18 protein-coding genes and 1 pseudogene are annotated in these 21,010 nt (G+C 74.3%); 10 read left to right on the top strand and 9 right to left on the bottom strand.

The features are described from left to right. Positions 1 to 8: 8 nt before the first annotated feature. Positions 9 to 1,322, bottom strand: coding sequence for an ABC transporter substrate-binding protein (locus AB0G56_RS11230; protein ID WP_360967063.1), 1,314 nt, complete (start codon positions 1,320 to 1,322; stop codon positions 9 to 11). A 116-nt stretch (positions 1,323 to 1,438) separates the two neighbouring features. Here AB0G56_RS11230 and AB0G56_RS11225 point away from each other — a divergent pair, with 116 nt between their 5' ends. Then, positions 1,439 to 1,939 carry a hypothetical protein gene (locus AB0G56_RS11225; protein WP_360967060.1) on the top strand — a complete coding sequence of 167 codons (501 nt, stop codon included), beginning with the start codon at positions 1,439 to 1,441 and terminating at the stop codon, positions 1,937 to 1,939. Positions 1,940 to 2,046: 107 nt separating this feature from the next. Beyond that, on the top strand, positions 2,047 to 2,931 hold the full coding sequence (gene purU / locus AB0G56_RS11220) for a formyltetrahydrofolate deformylase (RefSeq protein ID WP_360967057.1): 885 nt from the start codon (positions 2,047 to 2,049) through the stop codon (positions 2,929 to 2,931). A gap of 245 nt (positions 2,932 to 3,176) precedes the next feature. On the opposite strand, the pseudogene AB0G56_RS11215 reads toward purU, so the two are convergent. Further along, positions 3,177 to 4,525 (bottom strand): annotated as a pseudogene (locus AB0G56_RS11215) (zf-HC2 domain-containing protein). Beyond that, complete coding sequence (locus tag AB0G56_RS11210; protein WP_360967054.1) at positions 4,522 to 5,103, bottom strand: sigma-70 family RNA polymerase sigma factor; 582 nt, start codon at positions 5,101 to 5,103, stop codon at positions 4,522 to 4,524. The pseudogene AB0G56_RS11215 and the gene AB0G56_RS11210 overlap by 4 nt, the downstream one beginning before the upstream one ends. A 366-nt stretch (positions 5,104 to 5,469) precedes the next feature. Here AB0G56_RS11210 and AB0G56_RS11205 point away from each other — a divergent pair, with 366 nt between their 5' ends. From AB0G56_RS11205 to AB0G56_RS11195, 3 genes are all read left to right on the top strand, one after another. After that, the gene (locus tag AB0G56_RS11205; RefSeq protein ID WP_360967051.1) at positions 5,470 to 5,847 is read left to right on the top strand and encodes an STAS domain-containing protein; all 378 of its coding nucleotides are present in this window, start codon (positions 5,470 to 5,472) and stop codon (positions 5,845 to 5,847) included. Between the two features lie 170 nt (positions 5,848 to 6,017). After that, positions 6,018 to 6,530, top strand: a complete 513-nt coding sequence (locus tag AB0G56_RS11200; protein WP_360967049.1) for an EF-hand domain-containing protein — start codon at positions 6,018 to 6,020, stop codon at positions 6,528 to 6,530. 960 nt (positions 6,531 to 7,490) lie between these two features. Further along, positions 7,491 to 8,099, top strand: a complete 609-nt coding sequence (locus AB0G56_RS11195) for an ATP-binding protein (RefSeq protein WP_360967645.1) — start codon at positions 7,491 to 7,493, stop codon at positions 8,097 to 8,099. 613 nt (positions 8,100 to 8,712) lie between these two features. On the opposite strand, the gene AB0G56_RS11190 is transcribed toward AB0G56_RS11195, so the two are convergent. Both AB0G56_RS11190 and AB0G56_RS11185 read right to left on the bottom strand, forming a co-directional pair. Further along, positions 8,713 to 9,573 carry a serine hydrolase gene (locus AB0G56_RS11190; protein WP_360967047.1) on the bottom strand — a complete coding sequence of 287 codons (861 nt, stop codon included), beginning with the start codon at positions 9,571 to 9,573 and terminating at the stop codon, positions 8,713 to 8,715. A gap of 198 nt (positions 9,574 to 9,771) precedes the next feature. Beyond that, positions 9,772 to 10,800, bottom strand: a complete 1,029-nt coding sequence (locus AB0G56_RS11185) for a helix-turn-helix domain-containing protein (RefSeq protein WP_360967045.1) — start codon at positions 10,798 to 10,800, stop codon at positions 9,772 to 9,774. A gap of 71 nt (positions 10,801 to 10,871) precedes the next feature. Here AB0G56_RS11185 and AB0G56_RS11180 point away from each other — a divergent pair, with 71 nt between their 5' ends. Next, a complete protein-coding gene (locus AB0G56_RS11180; RefSeq protein WP_360967042.1) occupies positions 10,872 to 12,182 on the top strand; it encodes an MFS transporter in 1,311 nt (436 codons plus the stop codon). Positions 12,183 to 12,224: 42 nt separating this feature from the next. Here the strand turns inward: AB0G56_RS11180 and AB0G56_RS11175 are convergent, their stop codons facing one another. Further along, on the bottom strand, positions 12,225 to 13,415 hold the full coding sequence (locus AB0G56_RS11175) for an NAD(P)/FAD-dependent oxidoreductase (protein WP_360967039.1): 1,191 nt from the start codon (positions 13,413 to 13,415) through the stop codon (positions 12,225 to 12,227). A 314-nt stretch (positions 13,416 to 13,729) separates the two neighbouring features. Here AB0G56_RS11175 and AB0G56_RS11170 point away from each other — a divergent pair, with 314 nt between their 5' ends. Further along, entirely contained in the window at positions 13,730 to 14,341 is a 612-nt protein-coding gene (locus tag AB0G56_RS11170; RefSeq protein WP_360967037.1) for a GNAT family N-acetyltransferase, read from the top strand. A 94-nt stretch (positions 14,342 to 14,435) separates the two neighbouring features. Further along, positions 14,436 to 15,347: a GNAT family N-acetyltransferase gene (locus tag AB0G56_RS11165; protein WP_360967034.1), complete on the top strand. Its 912-nt coding sequence runs from the start codon at positions 14,436 to 14,438 to the stop codon at positions 15,345 to 15,347. 31 nt (positions 15,348 to 15,378) lie between these two features. On the opposite strand, the gene AB0G56_RS11160 is transcribed toward AB0G56_RS11165, so the two are convergent. Together AB0G56_RS11160 and AB0G56_RS11155 are read right to left on the bottom strand one after the other, a co-directional pair. Further along, positions 15,379 to 16,134: a pyridoxal 5'-phosphate synthase gene (locus AB0G56_RS11160; protein ID WP_360967031.1), complete on the bottom strand. Its 756-nt coding sequence runs from the start codon at positions 16,132 to 16,134 to the stop codon at positions 15,379 to 15,381. A 163-nt stretch (positions 16,135 to 16,297) separates the two neighbouring features. After that, the gene (locus AB0G56_RS11155; RefSeq protein WP_360967642.1) at positions 16,298 to 16,933 is read right to left on the bottom strand and encodes a TetR family transcriptional regulator; all 636 of its coding nucleotides are present in this window, start codon (positions 16,931 to 16,933) and stop codon (positions 16,298 to 16,300) included. Positions 16,934 to 17,067: 134 nt separating this feature from the next. Here AB0G56_RS11155 and AB0G56_RS11150 point away from each other — a divergent pair, with 134 nt between their 5' ends. Both AB0G56_RS11150 and AB0G56_RS11145 read left to right on the top strand, forming a co-directional pair. Continuing rightward, positions 17,068 to 17,796 carry a VOC family protein gene (locus tag AB0G56_RS11150; protein WP_360967028.1) on the top strand — a complete coding sequence of 243 codons (729 nt, stop codon included), beginning with the start codon at positions 17,068 to 17,070 and terminating at the stop codon, positions 17,794 to 17,796. 334 nt (positions 17,797 to 18,130) lie between these two features. Continuing rightward, positions 18,131 to 20,506: a serine/threonine-protein kinase gene (locus AB0G56_RS11145; RefSeq protein ID WP_360967025.1), complete on the top strand. Its 2,376-nt coding sequence runs from the start codon at positions 18,131 to 18,133 to the stop codon at positions 20,504 to 20,506. 254 nt (positions 20,507 to 20,760) lie between these two features. Here AB0G56_RS11145 and AB0G56_RS11140 read toward each other — a convergent pair whose 3' ends face one another. Further along, positions 20,761 to 20,928 carry a hypothetical protein gene (locus tag AB0G56_RS11140; RefSeq protein ID WP_360967022.1) on the bottom strand — a complete coding sequence of 56 codons (168 nt, stop codon included), beginning with the start codon at positions 20,926 to 20,928 and terminating at the stop codon, positions 20,761 to 20,763. Between the last annotated feature and the right edge of the window lie 82 nt (positions 20,929 to 21,010).

Raw genomic sequence — 21,010 nt, 5'->3', positions numbered from 1 at the left:
GCCGCGGTTCACTCCGTGTCGGCGGCCTGGAGCGACGCCGTCACGTCGACGAAGCCGTTGGTGGCCGACACCAGGCGGCCCTTTCGGACGACCTGGCGCGTCACGTCGGCGTTGGCCAGGCGGGCGAAGCCGGTCGAGGCGAAGGGGCCCGACAGGGGCCACCGCAGCCGCGGGGTCAGGCCGCCCGTGTCGACGGCCAGGCCGGCGTCGAGGGTGCGCCGCACGGTGTCGGCGTTCACCGGCCCGGAGCCGATCTTCTCCAGGACGGCCCGCAGGACGGTGTAGGCGATCCACGTGGTCTGCACCCCGGCGTCCGTGGGGTCCACGCGGTTGTCGCCGAAGGCCTGCTCGTTGATCACCTTCTTCATCGCGTCCCAGCGCGGATCGTCCGCCACCGGGTACCAGCCGGTGATGGACGCCCCTTCGTACGGCCCCGACCGCCCGCCGCTCGCGTCGATCACGGTCTGGTCGACGCTGCCGAGCACGGCGGCGGTGCGCACCGCCGGGTACTCCTGCCGGGCCCGGCGGAAGGAGTCCATGAAGATGTTGGTGCGCTCCCCCAGGGCCGGGATCACACAGCCCTTCTTCCCCGGGGCGGAGGTCGCCCGTGCCAGTGCCGTGGCCGCCTGCCCGGTGTACTCGGTGGCGTCGTCGGCGGCGAGCAGGTCGTGGGCCGGGGCGTGGCCGCCGGCCTTGAGCCCGGCGTCGAGCAGGCCGGGCAGTTCGTCGCCCGCGATGCTGTCGGGCCGCACGAGGGCGACCGGGCCGCAGCGTGCGGCGAGTTCCCGGCCGAGTCCGGCCAGCAGGGCGGGCTGCCCGCCGTTGACGGGGTAGGACAGGGCACGGGTGAACTCGGCGGTGGTGACGCCGTATCCGCCGATGTAGGGGATGCCGGCGCTCTCCAGCGGAGGGAAGAAGGAGTCGCTGTACTGGCTGTACGAGCCGACGACGGCGGCGACGCCCTCCTTGACGGCGAGCCGGGCGCACTTCGCAGCGGCCACGCTGTCGTTGCTCTCGTTGCAGGTCACGACCTGTAGCTTGTGCCCGGCGATGCCGCCCGCCGCGTTGACCCAGCGGGCGTAGGCGCGGGCCAGGGCGGGCATGCCGGGCTTGTTGGTCGCCGGGGTGGCGTCCGGCGCCCAGGTCATCACGGTGACGGTGTCGTTCCCGGAGCCCCCCGTGGCACCGGGAACGACACCGCATCCGGCGGACAGCGACGCGCACGCCGCCAGCGCGCCCGCGGTCAGCAGGCGCCTTCCTCTTCCGGCGGCCCGTGCGGGGGCGGGGAGGAGTGCGGTGCGCCTGTGTCGCCTGCCGGTCATGTTCCGCACGATTCCGGCACATCGCCAACCCCGGAGTGACTCGTGGTCGACAATGGGTGACGTGCGGGTGAATTGCGGGGGGCGGCGGGGACGCCGGTAAGGAGAACGTACGATCGATGACCGTGCAAGGTTCGGAGAACTCTTCCCGTCGCGGCCGTCGCTCCTCCACCATGGGCGGCATGCCACTCAACGACATGCCGTGGTGGCGCTGGCGCAGCAATGTGCGCTCCGCGCTGCACATGCTCTCCGACCCGGTGTTCCAGCGGGACGTCTGGCTGGCGGGGATCGAGGGGTACGGCGACGTGACCGACGCCGTCTACCGCCTGGTCGAGGACACCTGGCTGGACAACTGGTCCGCCGAGAAGTACGTCGGCACCATCTTCCGGGACTCGCAGGAGGCGGCACTCGTCGACACGGCCGTGCTGCGGGTGCTGCGCATCATGCACCAGGTCGGTCCGGACGCCCCGGTGGCCGCGTACCTCGACCACCACGGCTGGCCCGAGGCGGTGCGGGCGGCGCGCGACGCGCACCTGCGCCTGGCGGCCGGCGACGGTGACGACCCGCAGGCCGCGCCGCGCAGCCTGGAGGCGCTGCGCCTCATGACCCACGCCGCGTAGGGGAGCGGCGTCCGCGCGCCGCGCGGCCGTCCCGCCGTGCCGTCGCGCCCGTCCCGTCCTGCGGACGGGCGTCCGCGGCGGGCCGCCCGTGTGGGAACCTGTCCTGCATGACTGAGCAGTCCCCCCGATCCGAGGCGGCCCCGGCCGACCAGTACGTCCTGACTCTCTCCTGCCCGGACAAAAAGGGCATCGTGCACGCCGTGTCGAGCTATCTGTTCATGACCGGCTGCAACATCGTGGACAGCCAGCAGTTCGGCGACCAGGACACGGGACTGTTCTTCATGCGCGTCCACTTCTCCGCCGATTCCCCGGTGACCGTGGACAAGCTGCGCGCCAGCTTCGCCGCGGTCGGCGACTCCTTCGGCATGGACTGGCAGCTCCACCGGGCCGAGACGAAGATGCGGATCGTCCTGATGGTCAGCAAGTACGGGCACTGCCTGAACGACCTGCTCTTCCGCGCGCGGATCGGCGCGCTGCCGGTGGAGATCGCGGCGGTGGTGTCCAACCACACGGACTTCGCCGAGCTGGTGGGCTCGTACAACGTCCCGTTCCACCACATCCCGGTGACCCGGGACACCAAGGCCGAGGCCGAGGCGCGGCTGCTGGAGATCGTGCGCGAGGAGAACGTCGAACTGGTCGTCCTCGCCCGCTACATGCAGGTCCTCTCCGACGACCTGTGCAAGCAGCTCAGCGGCCGGATCATCAACATCCACCACTCCTTCCTGCCGAGCTTCAAGGGCGCCAAGCCGTACCACCAGGCGCACGCCCGGGGCGTGAAGCTGATCGGCGCGACGGCGCACTACGTCACCGCCGACCTCGACGAAGGCCCGATCATCGAGCAGGAGGTCGAGCGGGTCGGGCACGGCGTCGACCCGGACCAGCTCGTCGCGATCGGCCGGGACGTGGAGTGCCAGGCCCTCGCCCGCGCGGTGAAGTGGCACGCCGAGCACCGCATCCTGCTGAACGGCCGGCGCACGGTGGTCTTCGCCTGAGGCCCTTCCGATGGATCTCCGAAGGGAGAAGCAGCGGCGCCCGGCGCGGCACCTCGCCGCGCTGTCGCACCACCCGAGTGCATCCGGTACGCGGGCATGCTCCGCCTCGCGATCCTCCCCCCACCGCCTGAACGGCGTAGGCGATGCCCCCGGTACCGGACGCCGCGAGCTTCCCGGCAGACCTTTCCGGCCACAGCCCTGGCACCTGGCTCCAGGGCAGCCTTATCCGGCTCTCCCGGGGGGCGTCACATCCGGCTCAGGGACGCGGCCGCGTACAGCACGTCGCTGATCGCGTCGGGGTCGCCGACCCGGCCGGCCGCCGCCTCGCCCGGAGCGACGTGCCCGGCGGCCAGCCGGCAGAACTCCACCCCGTCCAGCGCCACATGGGCCACCTGGTGCTCCGCGGAGCCCACCGCGCCCGGCGCGTCGAGCGGGATCAGCCACTCGCCGCCGCCTCTGCCCTCGATCTCCAGCCGCAGGCTGCGCCCCGGTGCGCCCGCGGGGACGAGGTGCCGGGCGCGGGCGGGCGCCGCGAGGGCCGCCCGGCGCCGCGTGGCCAGCGCGCCCGGCAGCATCCGGGCGGCGAGGTCGATCATCTCGTGCAGGTGGCGCGGGGCGGGCGGGTCGTAGGGGTAGTCCACCGCCTCCGCGATGTCCTCCGCGTGCACCCAGCACTCGAAGGCCCGGTCGAGCAGCGCGTCCCGCAGCGGCAGCGCGAAGCCGCCGTAGGGCACCGGCGGCGGCCCCCAGGCCCCGGCGGTGGCCCCGGCCGCACCGATGGCCCCCGCCATGCCGGTCGCCCCCGCCCCGCCGGCGGCCCCGGTGGCGCCTGCTGCCCCGGTGGCCCCGGCCGCCCCGCGCCACCGGACGCCCCGTCAGCCGCGGCCCCGGTCGTACGCGCTCCGCCGTCCCCTCCGGTGAAGGACACCGTCCGTACGATCGCGTGCGTCTGGTCCCGCCACGGGCCGCGTACGGAGCGGGTCGGCGGGAAGTGCGAGGCCCGCCGGCAGGCCTCGGTGCGGGCCGCGGGCGTCGGGCCGTCCGCGGGCGCCTCGCCGAGCGGGTCCTCCAGACCGAGCGAGAGCGCGACGAGCCCGTCGACGCTCAGCAGGTGCGCGATGACCCCCGCGACCGTCGTACGGCGGCTCTCCGCCTGCCCGTCCTCGAACCACCGCAGCCGCACCGGCGCGTGCCACTCCGCGTCCCCGAAGTCCTGGAGAAGCGCGTCGAGCCGCGCGGTCTCCGTGTCGTAGGGCGCCGCCCAGCCGGGCACCGGGATGTGCGCGGGGCGCCGCTCCAGGCAGGCGTCCAGGACCCGGGTGCGCAGGCCCGGGTCCAGGTCGAGGCTGTCGGGCCGGTGCAGCAGGCCGACCGCGTCGCGCAGCCGCAGCGCCTCGTCCGCGCAGTCGCCGCACCCGCCCAGGTGCTCCTCGACGGCCGTCGCCTCCTCGGCGGAGCAGGCGGCCAGCGCCCAGGCTCCGAGGAGCGACTTCAGGACGTGATGCTCCAGCACGGTCCGGTCCTTCCGCTCTGTCGGTCCTCCCCGGGCGGGCGGCGGCTGCGCACCGGTCCAGGGCGCCCGCGCGCCGCTCATGCCGCACCCCCGTACCCGGGCGGCGCGCCGAGGCCGCCGGCGTCGTGGGCGGTGGACAGCAGTTGCAGGCCGAGGCGGAGGCGCCGGCGGGCCTCGTCCTCGTCGACCCCGAGGTCGGCGGCGGTCTGGCGGTAGTCGCGCCGCTGAAAGTAGGCCAGTTCGAGGGCGGCGCGCAGCGGGGCCGGCATGGAGTGGACGATGTAGTCGGCGCGGGCGGCCACGGAGGCGCGGCGCACCTTGCGCTCCAGTTCCTCGGGGGAGCCCGGCCCGCCGTCGGCGAGCGCGGCGGTCCCGGTGGTGCGCAGGCGCTGCACGGCGAGCCGGTGGGTGAGCGTGGCCACCCAGGAGCGCAGCGGGCCCTGTGCGGGGTCATAGGCGTCGGGGTGCTGCCAGACGTGGACGAAGACCTCGCGGGTGACGCTGTCGGCAGCCCGTTCGTCCCCGAGCACGCGGTGGGCGAGGTTGTGCACGAGCGAGGCGAACCGGTCGTACAGCTCGCCGAGGGCGGCCGCCTCCCCGCGCGCCAGCCGCTGCTGCATCCTGCGGTCCCAGCGGGGCGGTGCGTCCTTCTTCGCCATGCGGCCCCCTCCACGCCCGGCCGTGCCGTGCGGCTGCTCGGCCGGTTCCTGGTCCAGCGTGTCTGTCCGGTCTCCTCGAATGTAGTCGGCACGGTCGCCCGCGCACGCCCCTTTATGGTGATGTGCGCCCCCTGAAGAGCCCCAGGTGGTAGAGGGGCGCACGGATAGGCGGTTACCCCTTCGTTTTAGATCAAGTCTGATCGAACACGATGGAAGGTGACCGAAACAAGACCCGTGGAGGATCATGGTCGTTTGCAGCACGGTGTTTGGGGGAACGGCCGCTGGGCAGCCGCGCGGAAAGAAGCGTAGGAACTGCTTCCGTTTCCGGGCGGTTCCGGGGAAGATCCGGCGAGCGGAGGGCAGGCCGTGGCGTTGAACGTGACCGGCGACGAGCAGGGCGGGTGGAGCGTCCTGCGGGTCGCGGGCGAACTGGACCTGGTGACCTCTCCGATGCTGCGCCAGCACATCCACGAGGTGGTGGCCGACGGCCGGCACGACCTCGTGCTGGACCTCTCGGACGTCTTCTTCTGCGACTCCAGCGGCGTCGGCGTGCTCATCGCCGCCCGCCGCCTGATCCGTTCCTGCCAGGGCCGGCTGCGGCTGATCCTGCCGGCCGGCGGCGCCGTCGAGGGGTCCCACGTCAACCGCGTGCTCGGCGCGCTCGGCGTCCGCCGCCTCTTCGACGTCTACCCCGATCTCGCGGCGGCCGTCGACGAGGAACCCCAGGAACCCCTGTCCGCCTGAGGCAACCACAGCCCCCGCGACCCCACCACCCCTGCGCCCCACGGCCCTGTTCCGGCTCCCGGAATTCACCCGGTCCTGGCACAACCGTGGCTTTCCCGTCCCCGGGCGGCCCCCCGCGTCGTACGCTCCCTGCCAATTGCACCCCCACACGTGAGGCGGCCCCAGAAGACATGGTCAGCAGCGAGTACGAGCGCAGGATCGCGGCCCGGTTCGCCACCTTCGACCAGGACGGCAACGGCTACATCGACCGCGGGGACTTCAGCGTGGCGGCCAAGGCGCTGCTCACCGAGTTCCACATCGCCGCCCGCTCCGACAAGGGCCAGGCCCTCTACGCCGGTGCGGAGGCCTTCTGGCAGGGCATGGCCGGGATCGCCGACCGCGACGGCGACCAGCGCATCACCCGGCAGGAGTTCGTGACCGGCGCGGTCAAGCGGCTGCGCGACAACCCGGGCCGGTTCGCGGAGATCGCCCGCCCCTTCCTGCACGCGGCCCTGGCCGTCGCGGACGCCGACGGCGACGGCGCCGCGACTGTCGAGGACACCGTGCGGGTGCTGAGGGTGCTCGGGGTGCCCGAGGAGGTCGCGCGGGCGACCGCCGCCGCGCTCGACACCGATGCCGACGGCCGGGTGGGCGAAGAGGAGATCGTGCCCGCCTTCGCCCGCTACTTCACCGTCCCCGAGTAACGGCAGCCCGGGGCCCCGCCCCGGACCTCCCCTCACGCCCGCCCGGTCGTACGGCCGAACCGGCGCCGCCTGCCGCGCGCGTGTGCGAGGAGCCGGGGCAACACGCCCGGCCGTGCGAGGAGTTCGGGCGGCCCGCGGCCGGCGCTCCGGCGGTGCCGCACGGGTACGCGGGCACGCGCGCCGGAGGCGGGCCCGGTCCCGGGCCTTCCGGGCGGGCGCGGGCCGCCGCGGCGCGTGCGGCGGGCCGCGGAGCGCTCCCGCGCCGGCCCGCGCGCCCACCCGGCCGCTCCGTCCACGACCGCCGGCGGACGCCTCGCGGCACGGTCCTCACCAGGCAGTCCTCGCCGCCCCGCCGCTCCCGGACGGGCGGAGCGGGGCGGGTGCCGCCCCGGCGCCGCCGTCACGGAGAGTGAGCGGGGGTTCCGGTGGAGGGCGGACGCCGGGACGCCGTACGGGCCCGCGCGGCCGTGCTGCCCCCGGCCCGGATCCGGCTCGCGCGGACCGCGCCGCACCTTGATCACGGAGAGTCGCCCCGGGTGGGTGGTCCAGGCCGGGTCTCGTCACGTCCCGGAGTCGCCGCCCCGCTCGGGTACCTTGTGTGAGATGCGAGTGGTTCCGAGGACCAGCCGTCCCGGTGTTGCCCGAGCGGCGGCCCTGGATCCGGCGGTGCGCGCCGCTGTTCACGAGGTCGGGCGGCCTGCGTCGCCCGCTCGTTCGATTCCCCGCGGCGGGCGTCGCACAGTATGCCGCACGAGTACTCCTTCGCGCGGGAATATGCCCGAAGCGCTTGTTGCGGTGACGGTACGTCAACCATGCTGTCTGGCAACGGAGTCACAGTCCGTGACCCTTGCTCTGGCCGTTGTTCTGGCCATGCAGAGAATGGCTGTGGTCGTGGCCCCCGGGTGGCGCGGGGTCGTCGGTCCGCCGGTTCGGATGGTGTGAGCGGTGCAGGTGCTTCAGGTGCAGTTGGAGATCCGGCCCGACCCCGCGGAGGTGGGACGGGCCCGCAAGTGGGCCAGGTCGCGCCTCGCCCGGTCGGGGATAGCGGCCGACGAGTCGCTTGCCGAGACCTTGGTCCTGCTCGTCTCCGAACTGGTCACCAACGCGGTGGTGCACACCGGTTGCCCGGCCGTGCTGCGGCTCTCCCTGCCCGGTGCGGCGGTCGGGGCGGCCACCGTACGCCTGGAGGTGGCCGACGCCAGCACGTGCGCGCCTCTGCCGCGCCGTGCGGGCGACGAGGCCACGAACGGCCGTGGTCTCGCCCTCGTCGACGGCCTGGCCGACCGCTGGGGCTGGAGCGCCGAGGGCGCCGGCAAGCGCATCTGGTGCGAACTGGACCGCTGTGCGGCGCCGCCGCCCGCGGCGACGGCGACGCCCGCGGCCCGCGGCGGCCAGCCGCCGGTGTGCGGCGGAACCGGACTGGAGGCGGCGGCCTACCGGGGCACTGCCTACCCGGGCACGACCTTCCAGGACCTGGCCCCTCAGGGCGCGGCCGCCCAGGGCGCCCCCTCTCGGGGCGCGGGTTACCGGGGCGTGGGCTGGGAGCGGTTGCGGTACGAAGTGGTGTAGGCCCGGGCTGGGAATGGCCGAGGTGTGAGGTGGTGCAGGCCCCGCCTGGGAGCGGTTGCGGTACGAAGTGGTGTAGGCCCGGGCTGGGAACGCTTGAGTTGCGAGGTGGTGCAGGCCCCGCCTGGGAGCGGTCGAGGTGCGGGGTGGTGCAGGCGGCGCCGGGTGGAGTCGAGTGGGCCCTCGGGTGGGGCCGGGCGGGCGCCGGGCGGTGCCGAGCGGGCGTCGGCAGACGCAAGGTGACGTCGGCGGCGCCGGGAGGGCCGGGGCCGGCACCCGCCCCCGGCCGGCGCGAGGCCGTGCGCCGGGGGTGCTTCAGTGCGCGCCCGTTGCGATCCCGGCAGAACGGGCAAATCTCCGGGCGGCTGTTGACGCACCGTGTCCGTTTGATCACGCTTGGGGCAGCGATTCGCCGCGAGGGGACGCCAAGGGTGCCCGGAGGGGCCGGGGCCCTCGGCGAGTGTGAGTCGTGAGGTCGGCGTGGGCCGGCCCCTTCAGGGGTGAGGGGGGCGGGGCCGGTGCGCCGGAACCGGATGGCGGCGCGCGGTGCCGTGCTCGGGGCGGGCATGGGCGCGCCGCCACCCGGATCTTGTCCACAGCCTGTGGACAGGCCTCGTCAGTGCCCGGACGCCGCCGACGAGACGGCGGCGCGCGCGGTCCGCTGGACCAGCGAGACGCCCTCGCTCATGGAGGCGTTGCCGTCGGACAGGACGGCGACCAGGTAGCGGTGCCCGTCCACCGTGATCCGGCCGACGCTGTTGACGTCCCAGAGCCCGGAGGTGCTGCGTTGCAGCCACCCGTTCTTCAGCGCCGTCGCCGACGGGGTCCCGGCCGCCGAGACGCCCCAGGCCTGGTCGGCCGAGACCTGGTTCATCAGGGACCGGATGTAGGCACGGGACGCGGCGTTCAGTGCACTCCCGGTGCCGTCGCCGCTCCCGCCGACGGTGCTGCCGCTCGTGTCGAACACCGCGCGCAGCAGCCGGATCTGGTCGCTCGCCGTCGTCTGGGTCAGGCCCCACTTGGCCCCGGGCCCGCCCTTCGTCGCCGTCAGCCCGAGCCGCTTGTTGGCCGCCTCCAGGCCGGGTGCCCGCCCGATCTGGCGCCACAGGGCGTTCGCCGCCGCGTTGTCGCTGTGCCGGATCATGGGCTCCGCGTAGGCGCGTTCCTGTGCGGTCAGGGTCCTTCCGGCGTCCTGTGCCTGCAGCAGCGCCGTGGCGAGGATGTCGACCTTGATGATGCTGGCGGTGTCGTAGGGGGCGTCCTCGCCGTACACGGTCGGCTCGTGCCCGGCCCCCGCGGCCCCTCCGGGCCGGCCGGGGTCGTCCAGGGGGAGCACGGCGGCGGTCACGCGGCCTCCGCTCTGCGCCTGCGCCGGCGCGGCGGCGCCCAGGGCGCCGGCGGACAGCAGCGTCGCGGCACAGGCGAGGAGGGCCCCGGCCCTGTGGGGGCTCGGCAAGGAGCGCAGACGTTTCAGCATGGGCGAAACATAGACAGAACACCTGCGCGCGGTCGGTGACTCCCGTCACCGAAATCCCCTTTTCACCCGGATTGTGAGAAGCGCCATAGGGGAGGGCCATAGGACAGAGGGACAGGGCCATAGGACAGAGGACAGGGCCATAGGACAGAGGACAGGGCCATAGGGCAGGGCCGTAGGGCGCGGAGGGGGCCGGGGAGGCTATGCGGACCGGCCGGCGCCCGCGACCCGGAAGGTGCGCCGGTAGGCGGTGGGGGTCACCCCGAGGGCCGCCTGGAGGTGCTGCCGCATCGACTGCGCCGTACCGAACCCGGCGTGCTCGGCCACCTGGTCGACCGACAGGTCCGTGGACTCCAGCAGGTGCCGGGCGCGTTCCACGCGCTGCTGGGTGAGCCACTGCCCCGGGCTGATCCCGGCCTCCTCGCGGAAGCGCCGGGTGAAGGTCCGTACGGACATGGCCTCCTGTTCGGCCATGTCGCGCAGCTGGATCGGCTCGTGCAGCCGCCCCAGCGCCCAGGCGCGGGCGGCGGTCGTCGTGGCCAGCTGCGGGTCCGGCAGCGGCCGGTGGATGTACTGGGCCTGGCCGCCGTCGCGGTGCGGCGGTACGACCGTGCGGCGGGCCACGTCGTTGGCGACGGCGGTGCCGTGGTCGCGGCGCACCATGTGCAGGCAGAGGTCGATGCCCGCGGCGACCCCCGCCGAGGTCAGCACGTCGCCGTCGTCGATGAACAGGACGTCCGCGTCGACGTCGATGCGCGGGAACAGCCGCTGGAAGCGCTCGGCGTCGGCCCAGTGGGTGGTCGCGGGGCGGCCGTCCAGGTAGCCGGCGGCGGCCAGCACGTACACGCCGGTGCAGATGGAGGCGAGGCGGGTGCCGGGGCGGATGTGCGCGAGCGCGGCGGCCAGGTCCTCGGGCAGCACGCCCTCCTCGTAGAGCGGGCCGACTTCGTACGACGCCGGGACGATCACCGTGTCGGCGGTGGCCAGGGTCCCCGGGCCGTGCGGTACGACGATCGAGAAGTCGGCGTCCGTCCGCACCGGGCCCGGCGGCCGGACGGAGCAGGTGACGACCTCGTACAGCAGCCGGCCCGCGGCGTCCTTGGGCCGTCCGAAGATCCGGTGCGGGATGCCCAGTTCGAAGGGGAGCAGTCCGTCGAGGGCCAGGACGACGACGCGGTGCGGCCGGAACCGCGCGGTGGAGGAGGCGGCGGTGCCCGTGGCGGAGTCCATGGCCCGATCCTAGCGAATACTGTCCTTCCGGCCACTCGATGGGCGGAGCCCCGCCCGCGAAGCTGAATGACGTGACCCAGACAACGGAATCCGCCATCGACACCGAGGCGCAGCGGCCGCCCCGGCGCCGTCCGCGCGTGCACCGCGCGTGGTTCGTCGCCGCCGTCACCTTCGTCACCATCATCGGAGCGGCGGCGTTCCGGTCGCTTCCCGGCCTGCTCATCGACCCGCTGCACCAGGAGTTCGGCTGGTCGCGCGGCACCATCGGCGCCGCCGTCTCGCTCAACCTGGCGCTGTACGGGCTCACCGCGCCCTTCGCCGCCGCCCTGATGGACCGTTTCGGCATCCGCAAGGTGGTCGCGATCGCGCTGACCGTGATCGCGGTCGGCTCGGGCCTGACCGTGTGGATGACCGCCGCCTGGCAGCTGTGGCTGTGCTGGGGCCTGCTGGTCGGCCTCGGTTCCGGCTCGATGGCGCTGGCCTTCGCGGCCACGGTCACCAACCGCTGGTTCACCGAGCGGCGCGGTCTGGTCAGCGGCATCCTCACCGCCGCTTCCGCCTCCGGCCAGCTCATCTTCCTGCCCGTCCTGTCCTGGACGGTCCAGTCGCACGGCTGGCGCCCGGCGGCCGTGACCGTGGCGCTGGCGGCGCTCGCCGTCGTGCCGTTCGTCTGGCTGCTGCTGCGCGACCACCCGGCCGACGTGGGCGTACGCCCGTACGGCGCACCGGAGTTCACACCGAAGCCGCCCCCGGTCCCGGGAGCCGCGCGCCGCACCCTGGGCGTGCTGGCCCGGGCGGTGCGCACCGGTCCCTTCTGGCTGCTCGCCGGTTCCTTCGCGATCTGCGGGGCCTCCACCAACGGGCTGATCCAGACGCACTTCGTGCCCGCCGCCCACGACCACGGGATGCCGGTCACGACGGCGGCGTCGCTGCTCGCGGTCGTCGGTGTGTTCGACGTGGCCGGAACCATCGCCTCGGGCTGGTTCACCGACCGCCTCGAGCCGCGCCGCCTGCTCGCCGTCTACTACGCCCTGCGCGGTGTCGCCCTGCTCTTCCTGCCCATGCTGCTCGCACCGGGCGTGCACCCGCCGATGATCTTCTTCATCGTCTTCTACGGCCTCGACTGGGTCGCCACGGTGCCGCCCACCCTGGCCCTGTGCCGGGAGCACTACGGCGACGACAGCGCGATCGTCTTCGGCTGGGTCCTCGCCTCCCACCAGGTCGGCGCCGCTGTCGTCGCCTACCTCGGCGGGGTCGCCCGGGACGTCTTCGGCTCGTACGACGTCGTCTGGTACGCCGCCGGGGCGCTGTGCGCGGCGGCGGCGCTGATGGCCCTGGTGATCCGGCGCCGGCCGCGCGCGCTCACCCCGGCGATCGCGTAGGGCGGGCCGGGCGGTCGGGGGCGGGGTGGCCGAGCCGGGCGGTCAGCGGTGGGTGCGGGCGATCGCCTTGGCGATCCTCCCGGCGTCCCGGGCCAGTTCGCGGAGCATGCCGCTGATGGGATTGGTGAAGCCGGTGAAGTACAGGCCGGGCGCGCCGGCCGGGGTACGCGGGCCGCGGACGGCCGGCCTGCCGTCGGGGGCCAGCACGCCGAGGTGCCCCACCAGGGGCTCCAGGCCCCGGGAGTAGCCGGTGGCGGCGATGACGGCGTCCGGTTGGACGCGCTCGCCGTCGGCGAGGACGACCTCGCCGTCCTCGAAGCCCTCGACGGCCGCCACGATCTCGACCCGGCCGGCCCGTACGGCGTCGATCAGGCCGACGTCCTGGACCGGGATCGAGCCCTCCCTGACCCGGGAGTACAGGCCGGTGTCCGGGCGGGGCAGGCCGTGGGCCGACAGATCGGGCACGCTCAGCCGCGTGAGCGGCCCGGCGAGCCGGTCGACGAGTGCGACGGGCAGCCGGCGGCACAGGACGCCCGTGTACTGCGCGGGCCACCCGGCGGTCGACCGGCGCAGGATGTGCGGGGCGGTGCGCACGGCCAGCCGTACCCGCGCGGCGCCGCCCTCGACCAGGTCGACGGCGATCTCGGCGCCCGTGTTGCCGACGCCGACGACGAGCACGTCCCGGCCGGCGTACGGGCCGGGCGAGCGGTACTCGCAGGCGTGCCGCAACTCGCGCGGGTACGCATCGAGGCCGGGCCAGTCCGGCAGGCGGGGCGTGTGGTTGTAGCCCGTGGCGACGACGACGGCGGCGCCCGTCAGCTCCCGGCCGCCGGTGGCGTGCAGCAGCCAGCCGGTGCCGTCGGCGGTGCGCTCGACGCGGGAGACCTCGACGCCGGTCACGATCTCCAGTTCGTGGTGTTCGGCGTACTTCTCCAGGTACCGCACCACGTCGTCGCGCGCCACCCACCGGCCGAACCGGCGCGGCATCGGCAGGCCGGGCAGCGCGGAGAGCCGCCGTGTGGTGTGCAGGCGCAGCCGGTCGTAGTGCCCCCGCCAGGAGGCTCCGACGTGGTCGGCCCGCTCCAGGACGACGGCGCGTACGCCCCGCGCGCGCAGCGCGTGCGCGACGGCCAGGCCGCCCGGACCGCCGCCGACGACGTAGACGGGGCGGTCGGTGCGCTCCGGCGTGGTGGTGGGGGCGGAGGCGGCGGCGGTGGACGGGGAGTCGGCCATGAGCGCGAGCGTAACCACGCCCCCGCTTGATGGGTCTCGGTCAAGACCGGAATTGGTTGCGGATTGATCACGCGTGGACGCGGTGCGTACTTGATTGCGACGCGGAACTCCCGGACCGTTGCGAGCTGGAACTCCCGGACTGTTGCGAGCTGGAACTCCCGGACTGTTGCGAGCTGGAACTCCCGGACTGTTGCGAGCTGGAACTCCCGGACTGTTGCGACGCGGAACTCCCGGACTGCCGCGAGGCGGGACCCCGGCCGTGACGGCGCGGAAGTCGGATGTGGTGACCCCGCTCATTCGGCCACAATGGCCGGATGGCCGAGATACGTGAGAGGTTCCTAGCCGATCCCGCCCCCGAACTGCGCGGTCACGGCCTCCGGCTGCGTGTCTGGGACCCGGCGTCCGAGGCCGACCTGGAGCACTGGCTGCGCGGGCGGTCCGATTCGGAGTTCCGGCGCTGGAACACACCGCTGATCCTGGAACGGGACCTGGCCGACGCCCGCGAGTCCCTCACCGCTCACCTCCAGGGCGTCAGCGACGGCACGGGCGTGCCGTTCTGCGTCACGGACGAGGCGACCGGCGCGACGCTCGGGCACGTCAGCGTCGCCGTCATCAGCCGCCCCATGCGTTCCGGGCGGGTCGGCTACTGGGTGCTGCCCGAGGCGCGCGGGCGCGGCGTCGCCACGCTGGCGCTGCTCCTGGCCGGGCGCTGGGCGTTCACGGAGTTCGGCCTCCACCGCCTGGAGCTGGACCACGCCGTCGGCCACGAGGCGTCCTGCCGCGTCGCCGAGCGGTGCGGCTACCTGTACGAGGGGACCGCGCGGGGCGCGATGTGGGAGGCGGGGCGCTACGACGCCTTCCGGGACTGCCACTTGCACGCCCGCCTGGCCACGGACCCCGAGCCCGAGCCGCCCGCGCCGCGCTGACCCATCGGGCCCGGCGGCCTGACACCCCCTGGCCGTCCCGGCCGCCCCGGCGAAATCCGGAGGCGGCCCCGGCGGCCGGGCGGAATCATGAAGCATGGCTTGCGACGACTGGTACCTCACCCCCGATCTCGACGAATTCCTCGCACGGGCGGGGGAGTTCCTGCGCTCCCGGCCCGCACAGCACACCGTGCACCTGACCGTCACGGAGAACCTGCGCGCCCGCGGCGGACGCACTTACGGAGACGGCGCCCCCGAGTTCGGCGTGCTGGAAGGGGAACCGGAGGGGGCGGGCGCGCGCGGCGTGCGGGCCTCCTTCTTCCGTACGCCCCCGCACCCGCTCGTCCTCACCCCGCTGACCGAGGCGGAGGCCGACGCGCTGGCGGCCCTGCTGGCCGGGCGGGAGCGGGAGCGGGACGGCGCCGGGGGACTCACGGGCGTCAACGCCGATCACGACACGGCCGCCGCCTTCGCCGCCGCCTGGCACCGGCACACCGGTGCCCGCACCACCGTCCGGCGTCGGCTGCGGCTCTACCGGCTGGGCGGGCTGACCGTGCCGCGGCCCGTCCCGCCGGGGCGGGCACGGGTGGCCGGCACGGCGGACCGGGAACTGCTCGCCCGGTGGTACACGGACTTCTGCGCCGCCGTCGGCGAGACGGCCGTGCGGGATCCGCGGGACTGGGCGGACGAGCACGCGCGGTCCGGCGCCGTGACGTTCTGGCAGACCCCGGACGGGGCGCCCGTCGCCATGGCCGGGACCTCGCCGGTGGTCGCCGGACAGGTGCGGATCAACGCCGTCTACACGCCCGCGCGCCTGCGGGGCCGGGGGTACGCGGGCGCCGTCACGGCGGAGGTCAGCCGGGTCGCCGTGGCGTCGGGCGCGGCGGAGGTGCTGCTCTTCACCGACCTCGCCAACCCGACCAGCAACGGCCTCTACCAGCGGATCGGCTACCGGCCGGTGTCCGACTTCGCGGTGCACGGCTTCGAGGCGGGCGACGCCAGCGGGTGACGTGTGTGCGGGTGTGCGGGTGGCGGTGCCGTCACGGCCACAGCAGCTCCCGCACCCAGCCCCCCGGGCCCGCCTGCTCCTCCTGCCCGGCCTGCTTCTCCCGACCCTCCTGCTCCCCCCGACCCTCCTGCTCGCCCTGCTTCCCCGGCTTCTCCTCGGCGCGGCGGTAGCGCAGGCGTACGTGGCGGCGCCGGGCGTCGCCCTGGAAGAACTCGACCTCGGTGGGGCGCAGCCGGTAGAGGGTCCAGGAGGGGGCGTCCGTGTCCGGCGCGCGCCCCGCGACGGCCCAGGCCGCCTCCGACGCCCGGGCCAGCTCGTCGAGGGAGTCCAGGACGTGGCTCTGCGCGCCGGTGAGGGCGGCGGCCAGGGCCCCGGTCGACCGGGCGTGCAGGTCAGCCCGTGCCTGCTCGTGGGGTGCGGCGGTGACCGGGCCCCGTACCCGGACCTGGCGGCCCAGCACGGGCCAGTAGAAGACGAGGGCGGCGGCGGGGCGGCGGGCCAGGTGGCGGCCCTTGCGGCTGTCGGCGTGGGTGGCGAAGGCCCAGCCCTCCGCGTCGGCACCGTGCAGCATCACGATCCGGACGTCCGGGTCGCCCGCCTCGTCGGCCGTGGCCAGGGACATGGTGTGCGGCTCCCGCTCACCGGCCGCCACCGCCCGCGCGAACCAGCGGGTGAACAGGGCGACGGGGTCGGCGGGCGCCTCCCGCGGGTCGAACGCGGGCAGCTCGGTGACCTCCGGGTCCCACACGCGAAGCGACCTGAGCAGGGCGTCGAGTTCCGTGTTCATGTCCCGAGTATCGCCCGGTGCCGTTCCTCGGCGGCGTGCGAGGCGCCCCGCACGAAGTGCCCCGCAACGCGACAGGCGGCGGTCCACCCGGGTGAACCGCCGCCTGCCTGACAGGACTTGTGGCCTGGAGGTGCCGTAAAAGGGCCCGGGGCCGAGGGGCCGGCTATCTCGTCGGCTTCTTCCCGGTGACGCCGAGGTACACCAACAGGGCGAGGTTCGGTTTGAGTTCGGCCTGCTTGACGCCCCAGGAGGTGAAACCCTTCTGGTGCGAGGCGACCGCGGCGAGCATCGCGACCAGCGAACCGGCGACCGCCGCCGGGTTCACGTCCTTGTCGACCTTGCCCTTGGACTGGAGTTCGGCAACCGAATCCGTGAGGGAGCCGTTCACCGCGTTGAGGATCTTCATACGGAGCTTGTAGAAGCGCTTGTCGCCCTCGGCTGCCCCGAGGTCGACCACGCGCAGGATCGCGTCGTTGCGGCGCCAGAAGTCCAGGAACCCGTCGACGAGTTCCTGCGCCGTCTGCCAGCCGGCCTTGCCGACCCAGGACCGGCCTTCGAGCAACCCGGTCAAATCAGCGCTCTCGGCGGCCATTTGCTCGGCGATCTCCAGGACGGCGCCCTCGACGTCCGGGAAGTACTGGTAGAAGGTCGCGGGCGAAGTGCCCGCCTTCCGGGCGACATCGATGACCTTGACATCCCGGTAGGGGGAGGAGCTGAGCATCTCGCTGAGGCAGTCGAGCAGCTTCTGCCGGGTCGCCTGCCCTCGCCGGCCGGCCACGCGGCCGTCGACGGTACGCACTTGTCCTGTCATGTCGTCAGCTTACCGAGGGGTGATGGGAGCGCGATTCGGCCGACTGCAAATGGGGTGCGCGGGCGCCGGGAGGCTGGTGTGCCTGGTCTGCGGGGTGCGGGAGACCCAGCTACTTTGACGGCATGGCCGAAAACAGGGCATCCGCGTACACGGAGGGCGTCCCCTGCTGGGTGGACGCGCAGCTCCCCGACACCGCCGCGGGCCGGCGGTTCTACGGTGCGCTTTTCGGGTGGACCTTCGAGGAGAAGGAGGCGTACGGCGGCTCCGTCCTGGCCCTGCTGGAGGGGCAGCCCGTCGCCGCGCTCACCCCGAAGTCGGACGGCCGGATGCCCACCGTCTGGACGGTGTACTTCGCCGCCCCGGACCTCGGTGCGCTGGCCGCGCGGATCCGGGCGGGCGGCGGGCAGATCGTGGGGGAGGCCCGGCAGGTCGGCCGCTACGGCACGGCCGTGCCGGCCGCCGACCCCGAGGGCGCCGTCTTCGGCCTGTGGCAGCCGGGCCGGCACGCGGGCTTCGGCGTGCGCCGCCGGCCGGGCGGCTTCGGCTGGGCCCAGCTCTACACCCGTGACACCGAGGCGGCCGACACCTTCTACGGCGGCCTCTTCCACGAGGCGCTGTTCGGCCGGGACGCCCGTCCCGAGTTCGGCCGGGCCCCGGTCGCGGACGTCTTCCCGGCCGAGATGCCGCCGCACTTCGTCGTCCACTTCCTGGTCGAGGGGGTCGGCGCCGCCCTCGACACGGTCGTCCGGCTCGGCGGCCGGGTCCAGGTGCCGCCCTTCGAGACGTCGTACGCAACGGTCGCGGTCGTCGTCGACGATCAGGGGGCGTCCTTCGCCGTCATGGAGCGGTGAAAGCGGTGAAAGGGGCAGCGGGAGGTGCACTGAAGGGGCACCGGAGCTGCACCGGAAGATGCACCGGAGCCGCACCGGGGATGCGCCGGAAGGAGCGGTGAAAGTCGTGAAGGAGAGGTGAAAACGCGCTCCGGACACCGTCTCGGCGGCGGGAATCCGTCGTTTTGCGCCGGAAACACACCAGGACATCCCGATTCGTCGGCGGGTTCGCAACCAGTGCCGCGGCCAGGAAGAATCGGAGTGCGTGCCGCCACGGCGGTGCGGTGGTGAGACGCTGCACGGGGGCCGCGTACACACGGAGGTGACGCGGCTCGTACGGGGAGGTGGCAGGCAAGTGGTGGATCAGCTGACGCAGCACGATCCGCGGCGGATCGGTCCGTTCGAGGTGCTGGGGCGGCTGGGCGCCGGCGGCATGGGGCTGGTCTATCTCGCGCGCTCGGCGTCCGGCCGGCGGGTGGCGATCAAGACGGTCCGCACCGAGCTGGCCGAGGACCAGCTCTTCCGGGTCCGCTTCACGCGCGAGGTCGAGGCCGCGCGGGCGGTCTCCGGCTTCTACACGGCCGCGGTGGTCGACGCCGACCCGCGCGCCGCCGTGCCCTGGCTCGCCACCGCCTACGTCCCCGCCCCCTCCCTGGAAGAGATAGTGACCGAGTGCGGTCCGCTCCCGGTGCAGGCGGTGCGCTGGCTGGCGGCGGGCGTCGCGGAGGCGCTCCAGTCCATCCACGGGGCCGGGCTCGTCCACCGCGACCTGAAGCCGTCCAACGTGCTCGTCGTCGAGGACGGCCCGCGCGTGATCGACTTCGGTATCGCCTCCGGCGTTTCGAACACCCGTCTGACCATGACGAACGTCGCCGTCGGCACCCCTGCCTACATGTCGCCCGAGCAGGCCAAGGACTCGCGCAGCGTCACGGGCGCGAGCGACGTGTTCTCCCTCGGTTCGATGCTCGTCTTCGCCGCCACCGGGCACCCGCCCTTCCACGGCGCCAACCCGGTCGAGACGGTCTTCATGCTGCTGCGCGAGGGCCCCGACCTCGAAGGCATGCCGGACGAGCTGCGCCCGCTGATCGAGTCCTGCATGCAGATGGAGATCGCGAGCCGCCCCACCCCCGCCGACCTCCAGGCCCAGCTCGCCCCCCACCTCTTCGGCTCCGGCTCCGACGACAGCGGAACCGCCTCGGCCTGGCTGCCCGAGCAGGCGGTGGGCCTCATCGAGTCCCGTCGCGGCGGACGCCTCACCGCGCCGCCCACCTCGGGCGGCCCGGCGAACGGCGCCCGGCCCGCCGTACCGCCGCCGCCCCCGCCCTCCTACGACCCCGTCGTCCCGGCCCCGGCCCAGGTCCAGGCCGCCCCGCCGCTGCCCGCGATGCCCGCGCCGGTCGGCGCTCCCGACACCGGCCCCGTGCGGCTGGCCGGCGCCCAGGTCCCCATCGGTCCCGGCCCGCGCGTCGCCGACGCCCGCGCCGCCGCCGTCAAAGCGCCCCCGCCGGAGGCGGGCCTCACCGCCACCTGGTCCAGGCCGCGCCCCGGCGCCGCACCCGTCGTCCAGGCGGCGCCGATGGTGCCGCCGGAGACCGCGCCCGGCTGGCGCCCCTGGCGCTTCCGCATGTCCAACGACGTCTGGGGCACCCCCGCCGTCGCCGGCGACCTCGTCTACGTCACCTCCTTCGAGGTGCACGCCCTCGACGTGGCCACCGGCCGGCGCCGCTTCAAGACCCGGGACGTCGCCTGGTCCATGGCGGTCGCCGACGGCCGCGTGCACGCCTCCGACGGCCCCACCCTGTTCGCCCTGGACGCCCGGGACGGCGCCGACCTGTGGCGGCAGCAGACCGACGCCTGGGTCTACTCGATCAAGGCCGAACGGGGCACCGTCGTCACCGGCACCCGCGGCGGCGGCGTCCAGGCCCGGGAGGCCGCCGGCGGCCAGAAACTGTGGGAGATCACCGGCTGCCAGAGCGACTTCGAGTCCCCCGAGGCCGGCCCCGCCCTCCACGACGGCACCGTCTACGTCTGGCAGGACGCCCGCCTGCGCGCCCTGGAGGCCCGCACCGGGGACGAGCGCTGGTCCTACCCCATCGGGGACGCGGCCTCCTGCGGCGGCGTACCGGTGCGCATCACGGCCGCCCCCGACGGCTACGTCTACGTCTCGGCCGGCACCCGTGTCCTCGCCCTGGACGTGGCGAGCGGCCACGTCCGCTGGCACTTCGAGGCCCCCGCCGTCTTCCTCTCCCCGCCCGCCTTCGCCCCCGGCCCGGCGGTCACCGGCGGCGGCGTCTACCTGGCCGACTACCTGGGCACCGTCTACGCCCTGGACGCCACCGACGGCCGCGACCGCTGGCGCATCGCCACCGAGGCCCGCTCCTCCGTCGACCCGGTCCTGGTCGCCGCCGGACACGTGCACGTCGGCAGCGGCAAGGGCCTGTACACCCTGGACGCGGTGACCGGGACGCCCAAGTGGCGCTTCCAGTCCGGCGGCGAGATCGTCGGCTCCCCGGCGGTCGCCGAGGGCCGCATCCACTTCGGCTCCACCGACCACCTCCTCTACACGCTCAAGGCCGACGACGGCCGCCTGCGCTGGAAACTGGCGACCGGCGGCGAGATCACCGGCTCCCCGGTCGTCCGCGACGGCGTCGTGTACGCGTGCAGCAAGGACCGCTGCGTGTACGCCCTGGACGCGGAGAAGGGCACGGGCACGGCACGCACCACCGGGTAGGGTGCCGCGCCTTTCGAACCCGGGGGCGCGGACGCAGGCTTACGGCGGCGCCGGCGGTCGTGGTGCCCGCCCTGACGGGCTTCTCCCGCGGCCACGGACCGACCCCGACGACAGGTCCGGAACACGCGTCGGCCGCGACGGCTCCCCCTCCGCGCCGCCGCGGCCGATCCCCCGTGCCCCCCCGTGTCCCCCGTGTCCCCCGAGTCCCCCCCCCGGGTGTCCCCCCCAGGTGTCCCCCGTGTGGCTCCGGTCGGTCAGGCCTTCTCGTCCGTGATGTGCGTGTTGAGCGGCTTGACCTCGGTGCCGGCCTCGGCGTCGGTGATGTGCGTGTTCAGCGGCTTGATCTCCGAACCGGCCGCGGCGTCGGTGATGTGGGTGTTGTCCGGCTTGACGACCGGCTCGTCCTTGGTGGCGTCGCTCATGGTGGTGGTGCCTCCCCTTGAAGGTCGCGTACAAGCTGTGGGAGGCCCATCCGGTCACTCCCCCGAGTGTGCCCGGATGGGC

The sequence above is a fragment of the Streptomyces sp. NPDC021356 genome (assembly GCF_040641015.1).
GTDB lineage: Bacteria > Actinomycetota > Actinomycetes > Streptomycetales > Streptomycetaceae > Streptomyces.
This window is presented reverse-complemented; position numbering and strand designations above follow the sequence as displayed.